Consider the following 709-nt stretch of genomic DNA (forward strand, 5'->3'; position numbering starts at 1 on the left):
CGCGGCATGCGCGACGGCACGTTCGGCACCACGGGCACCTGCCCTGCCCTGCCCGACGAGACCGTCGAGGCGGTCGAGACCCATCGTTTCGATCCGATCGAGCGGTTGTTCTGGCGCAACAGCGACCTGGATTTCTCCAGTCCGGACGCGCTGCTGGCCAGCCTGAACCATGCGCCGCCGGCGCGGGGGCTGGGATCGGGCAACGAGGCGTCGGACGTGCTGACCCTGTCCAGCCTGGCCGCGATCCCGGAAATCCGGTCGCTGGCGCGATCCAGGACCGCGACGCGCATGCTGTGGGACGCCTGCCAGATCCCGGATTTCCGCAAGCTGGGCGACGAGACGCATACCCGCCTGTGCGCGCGCGTCTTTACCCATGTGGTCCGCGACGGCCATGTGCCCGCCGCCTGGCTAGAGTCGCAGATCGCTTCGGTCGCGCGGACCGAGGGCGAAATCGATTCGCTGATGCATCGCCTGTCGGGGATCCGTGTCTGTTCCTACATCGCCGCGCGGCGCGACTGGGTGCGGGACGCCGCCCAATGGCAGGCGCGCGCGCGCGCGGTGGAGGACCAGTTGTCCGACGCGCTGCATGAGCGGCTGACGGCGCGTTTCGTCGACCGGCGCGCGGCGTCGCTGATCCGCCGGCTGGACGCGGCGACCGGGGCGGAGGACCTTCTGTCCGCCGTGACCGCGCATGGCGAGGTGGTCGTGG

The 709-nt window shown here is 70.8% G+C and carries 1 pseudogene; it reads left to right on the top strand.

Annotated features, from left to right (window positions below):
• A pseudogene (locus tag HUK84_RS21455) lies at nucleotides 1-709 on the top strand (helicase-related protein); the annotation flags it as partial.

Origin of the sequence: Nguyenibacter vanlangensis (genome assembly GCF_013376155.1) — a bacterium.
Lineage (GTDB): Bacteria > Pseudomonadota > Alphaproteobacteria > Acetobacterales > Acetobacteraceae > Gluconacetobacter > Gluconacetobacter vanlangensis.